General features: G+C 33.2%; 25 protein-coding genes. 22 read left to right on the top strand and 3 right to left on the bottom strand.

The genetic code is table 11. The features are described from left to right. Positions 1-95: 95 nt before the first annotated feature. From ACYQ3P_RS02580 to ACYQ3P_RS02570, 3 genes are read right to left on the bottom strand one after another with little or no spacing between them, the layout of a single operon-like run. Positions 96-488 (bottom strand): transposase, encoded by a 393-nt coding sequence (locus ACYQ3P_RS02580; RefSeq protein WP_460176154.1) that lies wholly within the window; start codon positions 486-488, stop codon positions 96-98. 25 nt (positions 489-513) lie between these two features. Continuing rightward, positions 514-939: an IS110 family transposase gene (locus ACYQ3P_RS02575; protein ID WP_460178035.1), complete on the bottom strand. Its 426-nt coding sequence runs from the start codon at positions 937-939 to the stop codon at positions 514-516. Positions 940-966: 27 nt separating this feature from the next. After that, positions 967-1,110, bottom strand: a complete 144-nt coding sequence (locus tag ACYQ3P_RS02570) for a hypothetical protein (protein WP_460176393.1) — start codon at positions 1,108-1,110, stop codon at positions 967-969. A 457-nt stretch (positions 1,111-1,567) separates the two neighbouring features. Here ACYQ3P_RS02570 and ACYQ3P_RS02565 point away from each other — a divergent pair, with 457 nt between their 5' ends. The 22 genes from ACYQ3P_RS02565 (at position 1,568) to ACYQ3P_RS02460 (ending at position 19,487) form a co-directional block, all read left to right on the top strand. Then, complete coding sequence (locus tag ACYQ3P_RS02565; RefSeq protein ID WP_460176392.1) at positions 1,568-2,071, top strand: nucleotidyltransferase domain-containing protein; 504 nt, start codon at positions 1,568-1,570, stop codon at positions 2,069-2,071. Positions 2,072-2,183: 112 nt separating this feature from the next. Next, positions 2,184-2,474 carry a HEPN domain-containing protein gene (locus tag ACYQ3P_RS02560; protein ID WP_460178034.1) on the top strand — a complete coding sequence of 97 codons (291 nt, stop codon included), beginning with the start codon at positions 2,184-2,186 and terminating at the stop codon, positions 2,472-2,474. Between the two features lie 184 nt (positions 2,475-2,658). Next, on the top strand, positions 2,659-3,192 hold the full coding sequence (locus ACYQ3P_RS02555) for an ArsR family transcriptional regulator (protein ID WP_460176391.1): 534 nt from the start codon (positions 2,659-2,661) through the stop codon (positions 3,190-3,192). A gap of 2 nt (positions 3,193-3,194) precedes the next feature. After that, entirely contained in the window at positions 3,195-3,710 is a 516-nt protein-coding gene (locus ACYQ3P_RS02550) for a UpxY family transcription antiterminator (RefSeq protein ID WP_460176390.1), read from the top strand. Between the two features lie 112 nt (positions 3,711-3,822). Then, entirely contained in the window at positions 3,823-4,491 is a 669-nt protein-coding gene (locus ACYQ3P_RS02545; protein WP_460176389.1) for a Wzz/FepE/Etk N-terminal domain-containing protein, read from the top strand. Positions 4,492-4,624: 133 nt separating this feature from the next. Beyond that, complete coding sequence (locus tag ACYQ3P_RS02540; protein ID WP_460176388.1) at positions 4,625-4,915, top strand: GIY-YIG nuclease family protein; 291 nt, start codon at positions 4,625-4,627, stop codon at positions 4,913-4,915. A 402-nt stretch (positions 4,916-5,317) separates the two neighbouring features. Then, on the top strand, positions 5,318-6,490 hold the full coding sequence (locus tag ACYQ3P_RS02535; protein ID WP_460178033.1) for a GDP-L-fucose synthase family protein: 1,173 nt from the start codon (positions 5,318-5,320) through the stop codon (positions 6,488-6,490). Between the two features lie 84 nt (positions 6,491-6,574). Then, the gene (locus ACYQ3P_RS02530; protein WP_460176387.1) at positions 6,575-6,976 is read left to right on the top strand and encodes a four helix bundle protein; all 402 of its coding nucleotides are present in this window, start codon (positions 6,575-6,577) and stop codon (positions 6,974-6,976) included. 81 nt (positions 6,977-7,057) lie between these two features. Further along, entirely contained in the window at positions 7,058-7,678 is a 621-nt protein-coding gene (locus ACYQ3P_RS02525; RefSeq protein WP_460176386.1) for an oligosaccharide flippase family protein, read from the top strand. A gap of 40 nt (positions 7,679-7,718) precedes the next feature. Continuing rightward, complete coding sequence (locus ACYQ3P_RS02520; protein WP_460176385.1) at positions 7,719-8,393, top strand: flippase; 675 nt, start codon at positions 7,719-7,721, stop codon at positions 8,391-8,393. After that, positions 8,386-9,789: an asparagine synthase-related protein gene (locus tag ACYQ3P_RS02515; RefSeq protein ID WP_460176384.1), complete on the top strand. Its 1,404-nt coding sequence runs from the start codon at positions 8,386-8,388 to the stop codon at positions 9,787-9,789. Before ACYQ3P_RS02520 ends, ACYQ3P_RS02515 begins: the two co-directional genes overlap by 8 nt. 14 nt (positions 9,790-9,803) lie before the next feature. Further along, the gene (locus ACYQ3P_RS02510) at positions 9,804-9,971 is read left to right on the top strand and encodes a hypothetical protein (RefSeq protein ID WP_460176383.1); all 168 of its coding nucleotides are present in this window, start codon (positions 9,804-9,806) and stop codon (positions 9,969-9,971) included. After that, positions 9,961-11,106: a CapA family protein gene (locus ACYQ3P_RS02505; protein WP_460176382.1), complete on the top strand. Its 1,146-nt coding sequence runs from the start codon at positions 9,961-9,963 to the stop codon at positions 11,104-11,106. The genes ACYQ3P_RS02510 and ACYQ3P_RS02505 overlap by 11 nt, the downstream gene beginning before the upstream one ends. Then, positions 11,103-12,014, top strand: coding sequence for a glycosyltransferase (locus ACYQ3P_RS02500; RefSeq protein ID WP_460176381.1), 912 nt, complete (start codon positions 11,103-11,105; stop codon positions 12,012-12,014). Before ACYQ3P_RS02505 ends, ACYQ3P_RS02500 begins: the two co-directional genes overlap by 4 nt. A 71-nt stretch (positions 12,015-12,085) precedes the next feature. Continuing rightward, positions 12,086-12,682, top strand: coding sequence for a methyltransferase domain-containing protein (locus ACYQ3P_RS02495; RefSeq protein ID WP_460176380.1), 597 nt, complete (start codon positions 12,086-12,088; stop codon positions 12,680-12,682). Further along, positions 12,679-13,500: an FkbM family methyltransferase gene (locus tag ACYQ3P_RS02490; RefSeq protein WP_460176379.1), complete on the top strand. Its 822-nt coding sequence runs from the start codon at positions 12,679-12,681 to the stop codon at positions 13,498-13,500. The genes ACYQ3P_RS02495 and ACYQ3P_RS02490 overlap by 4 nt, the downstream gene beginning before the upstream one ends. Before the next feature lie 43 nt (positions 13,501-13,543). Beyond that, positions 13,544-14,464, top strand: coding sequence for a polysaccharide deacetylase family protein (locus tag ACYQ3P_RS02485; protein ID WP_460176378.1), 921 nt, complete (start codon positions 13,544-13,546; stop codon positions 14,462-14,464). Then, the gene (locus tag ACYQ3P_RS02480; protein WP_460176377.1) at positions 14,461-15,705 is read left to right on the top strand and encodes a glycosyltransferase family 4 protein; all 1,245 of its coding nucleotides are present in this window, start codon (positions 14,461-14,463) and stop codon (positions 15,703-15,705) included. Before ACYQ3P_RS02485 ends, ACYQ3P_RS02480 begins: the two co-directional genes overlap by 4 nt. Positions 15,706-15,816: 111 nt before the next feature. Further along, positions 15,817-16,791 (top strand): glycosyltransferase family 2 protein, encoded by a 975-nt coding sequence (locus ACYQ3P_RS02475; RefSeq protein ID WP_460176376.1) that lies wholly within the window; start codon positions 15,817-15,819, stop codon positions 16,789-16,791. Beyond that, entirely contained in the window at positions 16,778-17,824 is a 1,047-nt protein-coding gene (locus ACYQ3P_RS02470; RefSeq protein ID WP_460176375.1) for a hypothetical protein, read from the top strand. Before ACYQ3P_RS02475 ends, ACYQ3P_RS02470 begins: the two co-directional genes overlap by 14 nt. Positions 17,825-17,993: 169 nt before the next feature. Then, a complete protein-coding gene (locus tag ACYQ3P_RS02465) occupies positions 17,994-19,154 on the top strand; it encodes a glycosyltransferase family 4 protein (protein ID WP_460176374.1) in 1,161 nt (386 codons plus the stop codon). Next, the gene (locus tag ACYQ3P_RS02460) at positions 19,155-19,487 is read left to right on the top strand and encodes an NAD-dependent epimerase/dehydratase family protein (protein ID WP_460176373.1); all 333 of its coding nucleotides are present in this window, start codon (positions 19,155-19,157) and stop codon (positions 19,485-19,487) included. Positions 19,488-19,492: the final 5 nt, after the last annotated feature.

Genomic DNA, 19,492 nt, shown 5'->3' with positions numbered 1-19,492 from the left:
ATTGCAAATAACTAAAAGTGAAGATAGACAACTCTATTCAAGATCATCTTGAGATTGCCACGCCTCACCTTCGGTGAGGCTCGCAATGTTCCGTGTTAATTTGTCAAGTATTTTTTTCCATTCATTGCAATTTCTTCATTGTATGGTATCCCACTTTTTAAAACTCCATATACCTGCCTTATTAGTTTATGGGCTACTGCTATCAATGCCTGCATCTTGCTCTTGCCCCTTTGTATCATCCTCTCATACAATGCTTTGCATGCCTTATTATATCTCATCGCTGACATCGCTGCCATATACAATATCTTCCTTATATATGCACTCCCCTTCTTCTGTATCCTCCCCTTTTTCTTTACACTCTTGCCCGATTCATATACTCTCGGGCTTATCCCTATATAACTGCCTACTGCCTTTACTCTGTCAAAATTTTCAAAACATCCAAGCATTGATACTGCTATGCATGCTGTCCTCTTGCCAACTCCAGGCACACTCTCCGCTAACTTTATCTGTTTCTCATAACTGGCCTACCGCCAATTCTTCCAATTCCTTCTCCATCTTCTGTATTGTTTCCTCTGCATTTTTTATGAGCTCGTTAAAATTTTCTATTACTGTATCTACCATTATCGGTTCATATCTTAATGCTTCTCTTTGATTCTTTAAACAATTAAGATGTTTCTGAATCTTCGCAAGGCAAGTTAATAGTATCTTAATCTTCCGCTGGGGTTCATCCATTGGTTTAAATAATCTTATCTCTTCGCAAATCTCCACACACTCAGCTATCACTGCAGAGTCTATTTTGTCTGTCTTCGCTCTATTAAACTTTGCATCCGCAAGTTTCTTTGTCTGCAGCGGATTCAAAATTGCTACCTTATACCCTTGCTCATATAAGGCATGGGCTAATTTTAAATGATAAACTCCTGTATGTTCCATAACAACCAGTATATCCTCTTTACAGCAGTCAGGTAGCTACTTTTTCAAAGCCTTATGCAACTGCTCTGCATGATTCTTTAGATTGAAAGAAGCTCTTTTACCTTTACCTCTTTCCCTAATTGTTACTGCTATGGTATCCTTTGCCACATCTACTCCAACTATGAACTTCTCTTTTGTCATTTCTCTTCCTCCATTTGATTTTTTTGTTTTTCTTCCCTTATCCTATCATCGTGGGAACTCATTCAGGCTGTCTGAGCCTAATGTTCCGTTCAGGCTTAAGGGAAGGGAGAAGGTGGTGGACAACATTGCGAACGGTCTTTAAGACCTATGACAAATCGTCCTTGCCCACCTTCTTTCTTCCTTTTATTTTAACTTATCCCTGTTTAGTGTCCATATATTTATCATACGATGACTACCATCATCGTCATTGCGAATACTTCTCTTTTTCGTCATTGCGAATACTTATCTTTTTCGTCATTGCGAGGGTGCGTCAGCACCCGAAGCAATCTCGTCTTTCCTTCCTTTTCAAAAGGTTTTAGTAATTTTTAGATTTTTATCGCCATTTTTGGCGATAAAAAATTATGCTTGCCATTTTTGCCATTTGTAGATTAAGTTATTATAAGTGGCAAAAAGGTGCATGGAAAAGTCAGTATTACATAAAAGCTTTAAAAAAATACTTGAAGAAACACTCAAAATCCTAAAAAACTATTATGGTGAGCGGCTTGTTTCAGTTGTGGTCTATGGCTCAGTTGGCAGGGGAACTCAAAGGTTTGACTCTGATATAGACCTGCTTTTAGTGGTGAAAAACTTGCCAAAGGGAAGGTTTGCACGTATAGAAGAGTTTAGAGAAATTGAAAAAATGCTTGAGCCATTTCTCAGCGAGGCTGAGACTCGTGGTATATACACTGAATTTAGCCCTTTAATAAAAACTCCTGATGAGGTAAAAAGTGGTAGCCCGCTTTTTCTTGATATGATAGATGATGCAAAAATTCTTTATGACAAGAATGAATTTTTTAAAAACTTCCTTGAAGACCTTAGGAAACGTCTCAACAGACTTGGTGCAAGAAGGATATGGCTGGGCAATTCATGGTATTGGGATTTAAAACCCGATTACAAACCAGGTGAAGTATTCAAGATATGACCAATTCAGACCTTGCAAGAAGTTATATTTTTAAGGCACAGAAGAGATTAAAAGCTATTGAAGTTCTCTATAACGAACAAGATACTCTGATGTAGTAAGAGAATCTCAAGAAATTTTTGAGCTCTGTCTGAATGGAATTTTAAGATTTGCAGGCATTGAACCACCAAAATATCATTATGTTAGCAAATTTGTTGCTGAATACAGAAGTAGATTTCCTGAAATAAACGACCAAGAGTTAGAAAAAATAATTCATATCTCAAAAAGTCTGAGAAAAGAAAGAGAGCTTGCCTTTTATGGTGATATAGATTTTATCCCTACTGAAGAATACACGGAAGAGGATGCAAAACAAGCTATGACATGGGCAAACTATGTATATGATGTATGTTTAAGGATTGTGAAATAAAGACCACATACTCATCATACAAAGCATGAGATTAATCATAGAAAACCACTCAGCAGTTTACTATTTACAAAGAATAAAAAAACTTAAATACTAAATGGCTATGACAAAATTTTGATCATTACATTTCAGAATTAAATCATTATTTGACAAAAATGAGTAATTTTATTATACAATTTTTATACATATGCTTGATGCAATAATTACATCTAAGACAAGGATGAGGCTTCTTCTTAGATTTTTTTTAAATCCATCTACCTACAGCTACTTGAGGGAGCTTGCTGCAGAGTTTAATGAATCAACAAATGCCATAAGGATTGAGCTTGACAGACTTTCAGAGTCAGGCTATTTAGAGAAAAAGGCAAATGGAAACAGAATCCTTTACAAAGCCAATGAAAAGCATCCGATTTTTCCTGAGATTCACTCAATTGTAAGAAAATACACAGGAATAGATATAATAGCAGAGCAGATAATTCAAAGGCTTGGAAACATAAAGGCTGCTTATGTGATTGGTGACTATGCGAAAGGAAAAGACACAGGAATCATAGATATTGTTTTAGTTGGAGAGGTAGACAAGCAGTATCTGGATAAAGTAATTGAAAAGGTTGAAAAACTTATAAATCGAAAAATTCGTCCTCTTGTGCTTACTGAAGATGAAAAAGAAAAATTCAGAGAAAAGCTCAAGCTTGATGAAGCCTTAGTATTGATGGAAGAGAAATAAAAATGCAAGAGAGCATAGATAAAAACTGGTATGCCCTTTACACAAAAGCAAGGCACGAATTTAAAGTAAGGAACAGATTAGACCTTATGAACATTGAAACATTTTTGCCCACTGTTGAGAGGACTCAACGCTGGAGTGACAGAAAAAAGAAAGTGACTTTTCCATTATTTTCGTGTTATCTCTTTGTGCGGACATCAATTACATATGAAGATAAAGTTAAAATTCTTCGTACTCCTGGGGTTGTGAAATTTGTATCCTTAAAAAATGGGGCTCCAGAGCCAATACCTGATGAGCAGATATTAAATTTAAAGAAAGCAATAGAAAGCAAAGAGCAAATAGACCTTTATCCGTATCTAAAGGAAGGTTTGAGAGTAAGAGTAAAGAAAGGTCCTTTAGAGGAGGGAGTTATAGGAGTATTGATTGAGAAAAGGGAAGGTTACTTGCTTGTGCTTTCAGTTGATGTAATACAGCAGGGTGCAGCACTTAAAATTGATGCCTCTTTTGTAGAGGCTGTATAGATTTTATTTTGTAGAGTTTAAAAAATTAAATATTTTCAATATCTTTGCCCGCTCAGCCACGAGATGTGACTGAGAGGGCGGAGCATTGGAAAAAAAGAGAAAGGAGCAACAAATGGATGCAAGAGAAACAGTAGCAGATGAAATTGATCTTTATAAGCTTTTAAGGAAAATTGCAAAATATAAGTGGTTTATTCTTATTTTTACTTTAGTGTCTTGCATAACTGCATATATTGTTTTAAGCCTTCTACCACCTAAATACAAAGTAGAAATGACTGTAATGCCGAATAACAAAGAATTTATGAATATCTATCTTTCCCAGTTAAAAGAAAGAGCAGAATTTAAACTTATTCATGGAGAAGTGGATATTAGCATATATACATCAAGCATGGTGGCAAATTTAGCCAGTAGAGATGTTCACAGACAAGCTTTAAATAAAATAGCTGGCAAAACATTAAAAAATCCAGATATAAACATAAAGCCCGACAAAAAAATCTCATTAGCATATAATCTCACGATTGAACATGAAGACAGAGAGCTTGCATACAAACTTGCTTTTGCAATAGTGGATGAAGCAAATGAAAGGCTTCTTAAGCAGTTTGAAATAAAAGACAAAAATGTAAAACTGATTTTGATTACTGATCCACCTCAGATGCCGCAGTTCCCAAGATGGCCAAGAATGGGTATGATTATAGCGGTAGCCTTTGGAGGAGCAATTTTTGGATCAATATTCATTGTGCTTATTTATGATTGGTTTATTACAAACAGAAGAAAAAACGATTAGTAATATATGGTAAGTTAAATTTGCAGGGAATTTCGAGATTGCTTCGTCGCTATCGCTCCTCGCAATGACAACTTAATGGTCACTGCGAGAGCCTCGACGGCTCGAAGCAGTCTCTGAGAAGAAAGGCAAGTAGGTGACAAAAAAAGGCTATGTTTACATACTTACAAATAAAACTAACAGAGTACTATACACGGGAGTGACATCAGACTTAGTGAAAAGAGTATACGAGCATAAAAACAAACTTGTTGACGGGTTCACGAAAAAATACAATGTAACAAAACTAGTTTACTATGAGATTCATGAAAGCATAGAATCTGCAATAGAGAGGGAGAAACAGATAAAGGGCGGCAGTAGAAGAAAAAAGGTAGAGCTGGTTGAGTCTATGAATCCTGAGTGGAAGGATTTGTATGAAAGTATTTTATGAGATTGTTTCGTCGCTTGCGCTCCTCGCAATGACCACTCAACACGTCACTGCGAGCCTCTCAATGAGGCGAAGCAGTCTGTGAGGAACTCGATATGTATAACGAAATACGAGATTGCTTCGATACGCTCGCAATGACTGTCATATGAGTCACTGCGAGAGCCTCGACTTTCTTGTCACTGCGAGCACCGAAGGTGCGAAGCAGTCTCCCAATAGGACGTCAATATGTCACTGCGAGAGCCTCTATGGCTCGAAGCAGTCTCTAACATAGAAAAAAAGAGATAAATTGCAAATGATCCATTTTCTAAAAATGATAAATTATAACAATACCGTAGCAAAGACTGACTCTAAAACATAGAAAAACAGATTTTTGATAACAATTAAAATACCAAAACAACGAAAATGATTGACAAAAACTCAAAAATTGTCGTATTCGGTGCAAGCGGGCTTGTGGGTAGTGCCTTAGTAAGAAGGCTTTTTCAGGGAGGCTATAAAAACATAATTGGCACATACCACACCAGAATGCCTAAAGAACAAAGCATAACTCTCATTCAGCTTGACTGCACCAATCAAAAAGAGATTTTCAATTTCTATGAAAAGATACAGCCCGAATATGTCTTCCTTGCAGCAGCTAAGGTTGGTGGAATTCTTGCCAATAACACCTACAAGGCAGAATTTATATACGACAACATAATGATAGCTTCAAATATAATACATGCCGCATACAAATATGGGGTAAAAAAGCTATTAAACTTAGGCTCATCCTGCATATATCCCAAATTTGCTCCTCAACCTATGAAGGAGGAGTATCTTCTCACAGGAGAACTTGAGCCCACTAACGAGCCTTATGCCATAGCAAAAATTGCAGCTATAAAACTTGTTAGATACTATAACGAACAATACGGAACGAATTTTATTTCAGTTATGCCAACAAACCTTTATGGACCAAACGACAACTTCAATTTTGAGACATCACATGTTCTCCCAGCCCTGATCAGAAAATTTTATCTTGCCAAACAACTGGAAGACGGTAATCTCACATCCATCATCCATAATCTAAAATCCTACCCCATCGGCTTTGGTCTTGATGATAAAATTGACTTTTCCGACGAAACTTCAATTTTAAACACACTCAAACAAATCGGAATCCACCATTCCTCATTAAACATTGAACATTCAACATTGAACATTGAACATGCACCCTCACGTTTTACATCTCACGTCTCACCTGTAACCGTCGTACTTTGGGGCACAGGTAATGTATACCGTGAATTCCTTCATGTAGACGACCTCGCTGATGCAGCGGTGTATCTTATGAAAAATGTAGATGCCGATAAGATGAAAGAGATTAGCCCTGATTACTTTGTAAATATTGGCACAGGCAAGGATATTACAATAAGGGAGCTTGCGTATCTGATAAAAGAAATTATTGGGTTTAAAGGCAATATTGAGTTTGACCCATCAAAGCCCGATGGCACACCACGAAAACTCCTTGATGTCTCAAAATTGCATGCTTTGGGTTGGAGGCATAAGATTGGATTACAGCAAGGTATTGAAGAAGTGGTTGTAAAATTTTGAATTTTGAATGATGAATTATGAATTACGAATTATGAATTTTGAATGTTTAATGTTTAATGGTGAATGATTAATGTTTAATGATAGATGGAATTGTTAGGTATGAGAGCCAATAAAGATAATATAATTTTAGAGAGAGCTTTTAAGTTTGCAGTTAAAGTTGTTAATATCTGTAGATTTTTAATGGAAGAAAGGAAGGAGTTTGTATTATCAAAACAACTTTTAAAGAGCGGTACTTCTATTGGTGCTAATATAAACGAAGCACAGAATGCCCAAAGTAAGAAAGATTTTATAGCCAAAATGTCCATAGCAAGTAAGGAGGCAATGGAAACTAAGTATTGGCTTAACTTATTAATAGAGACTGGGTATTTAAATAATCATGATAAGATGGGTAATGAACTTCTTTCTGATATCGAGGAAATTCAAAAGATTTTAATTTCCATTATTAAAACAAGCCAAAACAACAATAGAAAAAACAATGCAAAATAAAAATTCAATTCAACATTCAACATTCAACATTTATTTAGCCATTCCGGTTTCCTCCGTTACTTCAAAAACACATCCTGGCTTATGGGAGAAAAAATCTTGCGGATGATTGTAAGTTTGTTTGTGGGCGTATGGGTGGCAAGGTATTTGGGACCAGAGCAGTTTGGGTTACTTAGCTATGCACAAAGCTTTGTAGGGTTATTTACAGCCATTGCAACTTTGGGTTTGGATGGGATTGTTGTGAGAGAAATAGTAAAAGATGAAAGCAAAAAAGATGAGTTTATAGGCACAGCTTTCTGGCTTAAAGCAGCAGGAGCCATTGCAATGCTTGGATTTATTGCAATTGCTGTCAACTTCACCTCTTTAGACAGCTACACTAAAACACTTATTTTCATCATTGCCTTAGGTACTATCTTTCAGGCATTTAATGTGATAGATTTCTACTTTCAGGCAAAAGTATTAGGAAAATACATATCTCTTGCAAATGGTACAACACTTTTAATTTCGTCTTTAGTTAAAGTGGTTTTAATCCTTACCCATTCACCATTAATCTATTTTGCCATAGCCTATGCCTTTGATTCATTCATCCTTGCCTTAGGCTACCTTTATTTCTATTATTACCACCAGAAGTCGTTAATTCAACATCAAACATTCATCATTCAAAATTTACAATCCAACATTCAACATTCAACATTCAACATTTAACATTAAAGTTGCAAGACAACTTCTAAAAGACAGCTGGCCTTTGATTTTGAGTGGACTTGTTATTATGATTTATATGCGTATCGATCAAGTAATGATAAAAGAAATGTTAAATGCTGAAGCAGTGGGACAGTATGCGGCGGCGGTAAGAATTAGTGAGGCATGGTATTTTGTTCCCATGGTTGTATCCTCTTCACTTTTTCCAGCTATCATTAATGCCAAGAAGCAAAGTGAAGAACTTTACTATGCAAGACTACAGAGACTCTATGATTTAATGGTATGGATAGCTATAGCTATTGCACTTCCTATGACATTTTTATCGGAGTGGGTGGTGAATTTACTTTATGGTCAGCAATACAATCAGGCGGGGGATGTTTTGATGATACACATTTGGGCAGGGATATTTGTGAGTTTGGGAGTGGCAGGTGGGAAGTGGATTTTAGCAGAAAATCTCCAAAAATATACAAATTACTATTTACTCATTGGTATGATTACTAATATCATTTTGAACTATTTTCTAATCAAAACAAATGCCATCTTGGGAGCTGCAATTGCCACTTTAATAGCCCAAGCGATTGCTTCTTATTTTGCAACATTATTATTTAGAGCTACGAGAGTAAGATTTTACATGCTTACGAGAGCCATATTTCTCTACTCGTCTTTTCGATATTTAAAGCAAAAAATCCATAAGATTTGCGGAGGTTTTACCAATGACTAAAATTGTTGGTTTTTTAATCACTAAACAAAAAGTAAGCGTAGATATTGATTTTTTTAAAAAAGGTTTGAATTTAGTTGAATTTAGGCATGCTGATTATTTTGTCTATTTATGGGGAATAGGGGATATCATAAATTATAAAATATCTGATAAATACTCTCTCTCTTATCCCTTGCATGATAGTCTTTTTGATAGAAATGTTCTCATCACCCTGGTAAAAGATAAGATAATTATAGAAAATGATTGGTTGGGGTCAATTCCAATTTTTTATAATCCTAAATACTCGATAGTTTCCACTCTTCCAAACTTTTGTATCAAAGAGAAAAAATTTCATAATGAAGGTTTAGTAAACTTCTGCCAATTTGGTTATAGCGTATTTGAGCAAACAATTTTTGAGGAAGTTAAGTTTTTAAGGTTCTATTCAAAACTTATAATTACAAAAGAGGGTATCACCGTAGAATACAAAGAGGATCCTATACTTCAAGAAGGAATTTTTGATAAAAAAACTACACCTACTGAAGTTATAGAAAAAGTTCGCTATTATATTAACAACATAGAGCAGAAAATAAATGGTGAAATAATTATACCAACTTCCGGCGGCTTTGATAGTAGAATGTTAAATTACTTAATTAGCGACAAAAGTAGGATTAGAAGTTTTACTTATGGAATAAGTGCTGACCAAAGCAAAAGCTATGAAGTTGTCTATGCAAAAAAAATATCTGAAATTCTTAATACAAAGTGGGAACAGATAGAATTAAGTGAATTTCATAGATATATTAAGGAATGGTTTTCAATATATGGTATATCTACACACCTTCATGGAATGTATCATATTGAATTCTATTCAAAAATTTTACAAAAGCATTATTTTCAAAATCCTACTTTGTTAAGTGGAATTGTGGGTGACGCATGGGCAGGTAGTATTAGACATAAGCCGATAAAATGTGCTGAGGATTTAGTTAACCTTGGATATACACATGGGATTCAACTTGATTTGAGGCATCTGGAAATTTCTTACTTTCCTACTTTAAAAATGTCTTTTTATGAAAAATATAAAAAGGCATTAGAAGATGATAGATTGAAGACGGTCTTTACTATTAGATTGAAAATAATACTTATTTCCTATTTAACTCAGATTCCTGAGTACTTTGGAATTCCTGTTTGGACGCCTTTTTTGAATTTTGAGATTGTAAAGTCTACTTTAAGCCTTCCAGAAGAACAAAGAAAAAATAGAAAATGGGAACGGGATTTTTTCAAAAGTGTGGGGCTTGGACTTGAAGATATGGGTCTAAAGTGTGTCAAAAGTAATAAGCTTGATTATGAGATAGCAAAAAAAACTTCTTTTGAATCTCTCGATGTAGAACGTATGCAAAGATACATCTCAAAAAAAAAAGGATAGAAGAGATAAACAAATTGCTTTCAAATCTTAGCAGGTTTGAAGATATCAAAAATCAACTTTTATATATACCAAAAGTTGGTGGAGTGTTAAGAAGACTTGGTTTTAAAAATGAGTTTTTGAAAGCTCTATACGAATACTATGTCATCAAAGCAATCGAGAAGGGTTTAAAATATGAGTGTTAAACTTTTCGCTTGCGGTGATGTAGTTAATTTCAAGGCAAAGCAGGATTTTGTCGATAATAAATTAATTAAAATTATTCAAAATTCGGATATTGCTATTTGTAATTTTGAAGCACCTATACTTCATCAAGATATGAAACCAATTAAAAAAGCTGGACCTTATGTATTTCAGTCAAAAAAATCTGTTCAATATCTTAAAGATGTTGGTTTCAATATGGCTTCTTTAGCCAACAACCATATCTATGACTATGGACAAAAAGGATTAGTTGAAACAATTAAAGAATTAGAAAAGAACAATATTGATTTTATAGGAGCTGGTATAACTTTTGAGGAGGCTTATAAGCCTAAAATAATCGAAAAAAATGGTATTAAGATTGGCTTTTTAGCTGGTTGTGAAAACCAATTTGGTTGTTTATACGAAAAGAAGGAAAGGGGCGGTTATGCTTGGCTCTTTCACAGCTTACTTGATGATAATGTAATAAAACTAAAATCTCAGTGTGACTTTGTGATTTTAATAGCTCATGCAGGCGTTGAAGATATTGAAATACCGATAAAAGAATGGAGAGATAGGTACAAAAGATTATGTGACCTTGGTGTGGATGTTATTATTGGACACCATCCGCATGTTCCACAAGGCTACGAAAGATACGGTAATAGTTTGATATTTTATAGCCTTGGTAATTTTTATTTTGACACGTGTGGCTTTCAAAATAAAAGTGATGATAGTTATAGTGTAATTTTAAGCTTGAGTAAGAATATGGAAATAGATTATCAAATCATTTACCACAAAAAAATTGATGGCAAGGTATGTCTCACGGATGAAAATCATGTTAATTTTAGTTTGAATGATTTGTGTGATATATTAATCAACGAATATGAATATATAAAACAAAATAATGAATTATCTGTGAAACTTTTTAACAACTATTATTATAAATATTATGAGTTGTCTTTAGGGATATATCCAATAAGTAGAAAAATATTAAATAATGTAAAATCAGTTGCTAAATATTTAGTTAATCTTCCTAACAAAGACAAAGAAAATAGAGCCTTACTCCTATTACATAATATAAGAATCGATTCCCACAGATTCGTAGTGCAGCGTGCTTTAAGTTTAATGTACGAGGAGACCCCATGACCCCAGCACCTATCGTTTTATTTGTCTACAACCGCCCCTGGCATACACAGCAGACAGTGGAGGCGCTTAAAAAAAATGAGATGGCAAAAGAGAGCGAGCTTTTTATATTCTCTGATGGTGCGAAAGCTGAAAAAGACCTAGAAAAAGTTAAGGAGGTAAGGGAATACATAAAAACTATCGATGGATTTAAGAAGGTTACCATTATTGAGCGAGATAAAAACTTAGGACTTGCCAGTAATATTATAGATGGAGTAACAACTATAGTAAATCAGTATGGAAAAATCATAGTGCTTGAAGATGATTTGGCGACGAGTCCATATTTTTTGCGGTTTATGAATGAAGCTTTGGAGATGTATCAGGATGAGGAGAAGGTTATGCATATATCAGGATATATTTATCCGATTAAGACAGAAGGTTTAGATGATACTTTCTTCATAAAACCAACAACCTGCTGGGGATGGGCTACATGGGCTAGAGCTTGGAAATATTTTAAAAAGGATGCCGACTTTTATATAAAACAGTTTAATAAAAATATGATCAAGGATTTCAATCTTAATGGAGCGTATAACTACTTCGATCAAATTGTTAAAAATAAAAAAGGGAAAATAAATACTTGGGCAATTTTTTGGTATGCAAGCGTTTACTTACAAGGAGGTCTCTCACTACACCCAAAAGAGAGCTATGTACTAAATATAGGATTTGATGAAGAAGGAACACATTGTAAAGCAGCCACCAATGTTTATAATGTGGATTTAATAAAAGAATATAAGCCTAATTTCACAAAGACTATAGTAGAAAATATAAGAGCAAGAAAAGCGCTTGAAGATTTTTTTAATTCTATAAAACCTTCGTTTATTTCAAAAGTGAGAAATAAACTTCAAAAAGCTATAAAATTAATAAAATTATGAAGAAACTCCTAACCAGACTACTTAAAAGACCAAATTGGTATAATCTAAGGACATTACAACCTATCTCACGAGTGTTTGGATTTGATAGGGGAACACCTATAGATAGGATTTATATTGATGACTTTCTTATGAAAAATAGTAAATACATAAAAGGAACTGTATGTGAGATAGCTGAGGATACATATTCCAGAAAATTTGGATCTAATGTAAAAAGATTTGAGATATTACACTATACCAATGATAACAAAAAAGCTACAATAATTGGGGATTTGACTAATCTAGTATCCCTTCCACAAAACACAATTGATTGTTTTATTCTTACTCAAACGCTTAATTTTATATATGATTTTAGGTTAGCTATAAAAGGCGTACATTATATGCTTAAAAATGAAGGAGTGGTTTTAGCTACTGTGGTTGGTATTTCTCAAATTAGTAGATACGATATGGATAGATGGGGTGATTATTGGAGATTTACCGATTTGTCTATTAAAAAAGCCTTTGAGGAAGTTTTTGGCAAAGGCAATGTTGAGGTGGAAACTTATGGCAATGTATTGGCAGCGACAGCATTTTTGCAAGGTATCTCAGCTGAAGAACTAACAGAAGATGAGCTTTTTTATAAAGACAAAGATTACCAAGTGACTATAACAATAAAGGCGATTAAAAAATGAAATATTTAGTAAAGAACATGATAAAACCGCTTTATCATTATCTTAAAAATCCATACGAAAGAGAGTTTCAACGTCTATATGATAAATGGGGGGGGGTAAAACGATATGAAAGAGTTAATGATGTCAAATTTCTTAGATTTAAATTTGATATTCCAGACTTGCCAAGTTTTATTTGGCAATTTAAAGAGATATTTGTAGATGAAATTTATAAATTTAATTCGAATTCTGAACAACCAGTGATTTTTGATTGTGGAGCTAATGTGGGTCTAAGTTGTGTTTATTTTAAACGTATTTTTCCAAATGCAAAAATCATAGCTTTTGAGGCAGATCCAATTATAGCTGATATACTGAAATCTAATCTTCTTAAAAATGGTATAAATGATGTAGAAATTATAAACAAAGCTGTTTGGGTGGATTATAATGGAGTAGAGTTTTCGATGGAAGGCGCTGATGGTGGCTCAATAATGGATGATGTGAATAAAGTTAAAGTAGAAAGTATAAGATTGAAGGATTTTTTGGAAAAGGAAGAAAGAATTGACTTACTTAAGATTGACATAGAAGGCGCTGAGTATGATGTTTTATTGGATTGCAAAGATAGTTTAGGAAATGTTAAAAATATTTTCGTAGAATATCATTCCTGGAATAGTTGCCCTCAAAAGCTTAGTGAAATTTTGCATATATTGGAAACAAATGGCTTTAGATATTACATTGAAAATATTGGTAAAAGAAGACATCCTTTTTTAAATCATTTCCGAGACGCAAAGATGGATTTACAGCTCAATATCTTTGGTTACAGAGATGAAAAAGTTTATTATTAACCTTTTATCTAGATGTTCTTTAATTCAAAAGTATTATAGTGGCATGATAACTATTTTTATGCTTCATAGGGTGTGCCCATTTGAAGAGGGTAGACTTCCTCCAAATGAGAATATGAAAGTCTCTCCAGAATTTTTAGAAAGTTTTATTGTTGATTTAAAAGAAAAAGGATATGATTTTATCTCGCTCGATCAAGTTTATGAAATCTTACAGAATAAAGAGATTGTAGAAAAAAAAGTAGTTTTCACTTTAGATGATGGTTATAGAGATAATTACGAAATAGCTTACCCAATTTTTAAAAAATATAATGTTCCGTTCACAATCTATTTAACAACATCCTTTCCTGAAAGGACAGCTCTGCTTTGGTGGTATGTGCTAGAAGACATTATAATCAATAACGATGAAGTTGTTTTAGGAACAGGTCAGAAAATATATTGTAAGAGTATGCGCGAAAAAGTAGAAGCATTTATGAATATACGCAAAATTATCCTTTCTGTTGATCAGAGGAACCTTAAAGAATTTTTGGATAAATTATTTTCAAAATATAATATAGACTGGACAGAAAAATGTAATGAACTTGCGATGAGTTGGGAGCAAATTATAGAATTATCAAAAGATAGTCTCTGTACTATAGGAAATCACACTAAAAACCATTACGCATTAAATAAACTCAGTGAGTCCGAAATCATTTCGGAAATAGAAGATGCAAACCGACTCATAGAAGAAAAAATTAAAAGAAAGGTTGAACATTTTGCTTATCCTTTTGGCAGTAGGAATGAAGTAAATAAAAGAGAATTTGATATTGTAAAAAAAATGGGGTTTAAAACAGCCACTACGACTAGAGACGGCAACATTTTTCCTGAACATAGAAAATATCTTGAGTGCCTGCTAAGAGTAATGCTTACAGAAAAATTTGATTTAAAGCAAATCGGTAAAATTAGGAAGAATAGAATTGTGACAATATGAAAATCCTCATCGTAAACACAAATGACATTCAAGGTGGCGCAGCGCGTGCCGCGTATAGACTTCATAAAGCGCTTTTGGAACAAGGTATCGATAGTAAAATGCTTGTACAGGATAAAAGTAGCGATGACTATACTGTAATAGGACCATCCAACAAAATAGAGAAAGCTATTGCAAAGCTTAGACCGTTTCTTGACAGTTTGCCTGTTAGATTCTATAAAAATAGAACAAAAACACTTTTTAGTCCTGCATGGCTTCCTTTTAGTAATGTGGTTAAAAAAATTAATGAACTAAGTCCTGATATTGTTCATTTACACTGGATAGCCGGTGGTATGATGAGAATAGAAGATATAGCTAAAATAAAAGCTCCAGTTGTCTGGTCATTACATGATATGTGGGCATTCACCGGAGGTTGTCATTATGATGAGGGGTGTGAAGCATACACAAGGGGATGTGGGAAGTGTAAGGTTTTAGGAAGTAAGAAGGGAAAAGACTTAAGCACCAAAATATTTAAGCTAAAACAAAAAGCATTTTTTAGTAAAAAGGATATAACAGTAGTTGGATTGAGTAGTTGGCTTAATGAATGTTCCAGAAATAGTATTCTTCTAAAAGATAAATTACATATTAACCTGCCAAATCCCATAAATACCAATATTTTTAAACCATTTGACAAAGAAAGGTCGCGTGAACTTTGGAATCTACCAAAAGATAAAAAATTAGTTCTTTTTGGAGCTATAGGGGCTACAAGTGATCCAAGAAAAGGTTTTAATCAGCTTACAGAAGCTTTACAAAAGTTAAATAAAAATCTCAATATTGAACTTGTCGTTTTTGGAAGTAGAAAGCCACAGAATGCACCAGATTTTGGTTTTAAAACTCATTATATTGGACTATTACACGATGATATAAGTTTGGTAACATTATATAATGCAGTAGATGTAACGGTGGTGCCAAGCTTACAAGAGAATCTATCTAACACTATTATGGAAAGCCTTGCATGTGGAGTACCTGTTGTTGCCTTTGATGGGGGAGGCAACAGCGATATGATAGAACACCAACTCAACGGCTACTTAGCCAAACCTTTTGAAAGTGAAGACTTAGCTGATGGCATAAAGTGGGTTTTAAATGCTCCAAATTATAAAGAACTATGCAAAAATGCCAGGGAAAAAGTAGTGCGGGAATTTGATAGTAAGCTTGTAGCAGAAAAATATATAAAATTGTACAGGGAGTTGGTGCGTGAGGGGTGAAAGGTGGAGGTTAAGGCAGAGGTAAAGGTAAAGGTGAAGGTGAAGGTTAAGGTTGAGGTTGAGGTTGAGTGAAACGTAAAAGGTGAAAGGTGAGTCGTTGAGAGGTTGATTATGTTTTGTTTAGATGAAAGATACAGCACCACAAGGTGTGTTACAGAAGAAAAACCACAGATTATTAACAGACCAGAGGATAAATTTGAAACTTTGCTATTCCTGCCTCCTGGTGAAGGGCGACAAGGCGAAGGTGGGCTACGCACAAAGGGATATTTTAAAAAGTCGTACAAAGATAAGCCTTTAATTTCAGTAATAACCGTCGTCCTTAATGGCGAAAAATACCTTGAAGAAACCATCCAAAGTGTTCTTAACCAGACATACGATAATGTGGAATATATCATCATAGACGGCGGAAGTACCGATGGCACATTGGATATTATAAAAAAATATGAAGACTATATTGATTATTGGGTGAGCGAGAAGGATAAAGGAATATATGATGCAATGAATAAGGGGATTGATGTGGCAAGTGGAGAGTGGATAAATTTTATGAATGCTGGGGATGGGTTTTATGAAAGGGATGTGATTGCTAAGATCTTTGAGAGAGAATATAAAGATGTGGGAATCATCTGTGGAGACTTTATAGCAGTTCATGATAATCAAAAAGTTTTGCGTAAACCAAAGCCTTTGTATAAGTTTTATAGATATATGTGTCTTTCTCATCAGTCTGCTTTTATTAATATAAATCTAATGAAAAAATTAAGATACAATCAAGATTATAGACTTGCAGCAGACTATGAATTCTTCTTAAGAGCCTTCTATAAAGAAAAAGTAATTTTTAATTATGTTAGTTTAATAGTAAATTATATAGAAGGAAATGTTGGATTTAGTAGTAATTTATTTTTAAGTTATTATGAGGATTTTAAAGCTAACTGGCAATTGAAAACACAAAATCCAGCTAAGTTAATAGGGTATTATATTTTTAGATTCTTTTATACTCTTATAATTAAAATCATACGATTTAAGTTTTTTTCTAAAGTCAGATATTTGATCAGGCGCTTAAGATTTCCGGTGATTAATGATGGTATATAAATTAATTTTTTTATTATTAATAACTTTCTATGTTTTGACTGGTTTTTTTACAGAACTTTTTCAGTTTTCATCTTATGCATTTGGTACTCTACAGCTCGTAATTTTTAGTTTTGTAATGGTTTTTATTATCCCAAAACTAAAGGTTAATATGAAATGGTTATATGGTTTAATACTTTTTTATTTCATTGCAATATTACAATTTTTTGTTTCTTCAATCATATATGGTTTTGAAGGTTATGAAAGAAGTGTCTTTAGCTTGTTCTATTTTATAACACTATGCCTTTTAGCTCCTGTTTTTTATAGTATTGTAACGAAAATACCTAATAATTTCATTAATAAAACTATAAGAATAATTACAATTTTTTTGTTAATGATCGGTTTTTTAGCGTATTATTTATCATCACGAGGGATAATAGGATATAAGCATATGATTCTTATGCCTGAGCCTTCTCATTATGCTCTCATTTTGCTACCTTTTGTTGTCTATTTATATATGCGTTTTGATAAATTTTATAAAAAAATTCTTTTATTCATGTTGGTAAGTATATTGGCTCTACTATTAGAGAATACAACTCTGTTAGTTGGAAATATGATTTTCTTTAGTTTGAATTCATTTTTCTTTGCAAATTTTAAACAAAGAATTTATATGGTTGTTCTTATAGTACTCATTTTAATTATAGTCTTACAACAAGATTATTTTTCTGAAAGAATTATCTTATATAAAGGAGCTGATATAAATAATCTCTCTGCTTTAGTATATCTTTCAGCGTTGGAAAGAACTTTTTTGACATTAGAAGAAAGTTTTTTGATTGGAGCTGGCTTTAATAGAATGGGAATTGTTACACCTGTTGGAGTATATCAGAACATTTTAGCCTATTTAGGATTCTCTGAATTAAATCTTAAAGATGGTGCGGTGACTGGTGCAAAGTTGGTGACAGAATACAGAATTTGGAATATTGGGCATATTTTTTATTTTATTTTATTTGTTTTTATTCTTGAACTTATACGCAATAATACGCAAGAATATTATTAATGAAAAAATTGCTTTTTTTGTATCATTTTATTCTATTTTATTGATTGAACTCTTTATAAGAGGAGTCGGTTATTTTTCCCCCAATATTTTGTTTTTTTTATCATCTTTATATTGGTTATTTAGAAATTATAAAGAACTAAAACGAACTTTTAATATTTGAAAGTAATTTATGCAAAAAAATCGGGAACTAAACATCGCCTTCATGACTTTTAGTGCAAAAGCAGGAGCAGGGATTAGTGTTTTTAAAAGCTTGCTACCTGCAATTGCTAAAGTCGATAAGAGTAATAAATATTACGTTTTTATATCAGAAGATCAGGAAGAAATAAAGAGAGTAATACCCTCTGAATTTCAAGTAATATCTTTTAAAAAAATTCCTAAGAATCCATACTTAAGAGTAATGTGGGAACAAGTTGTTATGCCATTTGTTTTGAAAAAGTATAATATTGATTTGCTTTATTCTGTAGGAAATACTACAGTTCTCTTTGCACCCTGCAAAATTATTTTATTTATAGAAAATCCAAATCCTTTTACTATGGTTAGTCAGAACTGGACAATTTCTGAAAAAATTAGAAATAAACTTTTATTTTTGCTTACTTATTTTTCCTCAAGAAGAGCCAATAAAATCCGATTCTGTTCCTATAGGTCAAAAGAAATTATTAGTAAAAAGTTAAGAATTCCTGAAAATAAGACATTTGTTCTTTATCACGGTTTAAATGATATTTGGTATGGGGATGACATAAATGTTTCTCCTTTGCCCTTTAGTTATATCCTGTCTGTTTCAGTTGTAGCGCCCCATAAAAATTTTGAGGTTTTAATTAAAGCATTTTCATTGCTTAAAAAAGAAAATTATTATAATGGTAAGCTTGTTATAGTAGGAGATACATGCTACCAATTTTATTACGAAAAGTTAAAAAAATTAATTGATAGTCTAAATTTAAAAAATGATGTAATTTTCGCTGGTAAGGTACCTAATGAAGAGATAAAGAGGTTTTACCAAAACGCTGACTTGTTTGTTTTTCCTTCTTTAGAGGAAACATTTGGAATACCATTGATTGAAGCTTTGGTTTCAGGTACTCCTACAATCGCTTCTGATGGCAATAGATATAAAGAACTATTTATTCCTTTTAATGAGCTGGGGAAAAATTATATTGTATATTTTGATCCCTATTCAGAAAATGATTTACTGGAGAAAATGAAAGATTTGCTAAATCGCCGTGATTTGATTTCTGCTAATCTAAAACAAGTAAAAGAAGGTCTAATAGAGCAATATCATATAAATAAAATAGCTGAGATATTGGTTTTTGAATTTAATAAATTAGGAGATAATTAAATGAATATACTTATTACGGGTGGCTCTGGATTTATTGGAACTAATTATGTGGATTATGCATTGGCAAAGGGTGTTAAAAATTTATTAAATATTGATATTAAAGCTCCCTTTAAAAAGGAGCATTATCAGTACTGGAAGCAGTGCGATATTATGGATTATGAAGGGCTGAGACAAATCATACAAGAATTTAATCCTACCCATGTGGTTCATTTGGCTGCCAAAACAGGAGCTCATTCTATAACGGATATAAATGAATTTCAGCCCAATATGAAAGGTGTGGAGAATCTGATAAATGCGTTGAGAGAGGTTCAAAGTTCAAGGTTCAGGGTTTGAGGGTT

The sequence above is a fragment of the Thermodesulfovibrio hydrogeniphilus genome (assembly GCF_054657355.1).
The sequence above is the reverse complement of the archived record's forward strand: the minus strand, read 5'-3'. Positions and strand labels throughout refer to the sequence as shown.